Genomic DNA, 607 nt, shown 5'->3' on the forward strand with positions numbered 1-607 from the left:
TGATGCAGAAGTTTCTGAAGCTAAAGAAGTTGAAGAAGTAAATGCGTCATCAGAATACAGCATCTCTAAGGAGGACAGTAAAATAAGCTGGATAGGTAGCAAACCAACAGGTAAGCATAATGGCTCTATTCCTATAGCACAAGGTCAGATATCTACTAAAGATGGTGAAATTGTAGGTGGAACTATCACGCTTGATATTGCTAACATCAAGAATGAAGATCTTGCTGATAAGCCAGATATGCAAAGCGACCTGGTCAAGCACTTAAAATCTGCAGATTTCTTTCACGCAGATAGCTTTCCGACTGGTGAGTTTGTGATCACTTCTGTAAAGACTTACTCAGAGGAAGACAAGCCTGAGGCTAAGGAGCAATACGAAACAGAATATACTCCAGCCACTGCTGACGAGTTTATGGTAGAATCTCCTACTCATAAAATAACTGGTAACCTTACAATGAGAGGAAAAACACTTAGCGTTGCTTTCCCTGCAAGCGTAAAAATGGAAGATGGAAAAATTATGGCTATGGCTAAATTTAACATCGACAGAACCAACTGGGGACTGATGTATGGCGATGAGGCCGATGCTATTGATAAAGCAAAAGATAAGTTT

1 protein-coding gene is annotated in these 607 nt (G+C 40.0%); it reads left to right on the forward strand.

Going from position 1 to position 607, the window contains the following annotated elements:
* Positions 1-607 (forward strand): YceI family protein (locus E1176_RS00315; RefSeq protein ID WP_155208603.1); only part of this gene is annotated, 607 nt, incomplete at both ends.

It is taken from the genome of Fulvivirga aurantia, assembly GCF_009711475.1.
GTDB lineage: Bacteria > Bacteroidota > Bacteroidia > Cytophagales > Cyclobacteriaceae > Fulvivirga > Fulvivirga aurantia.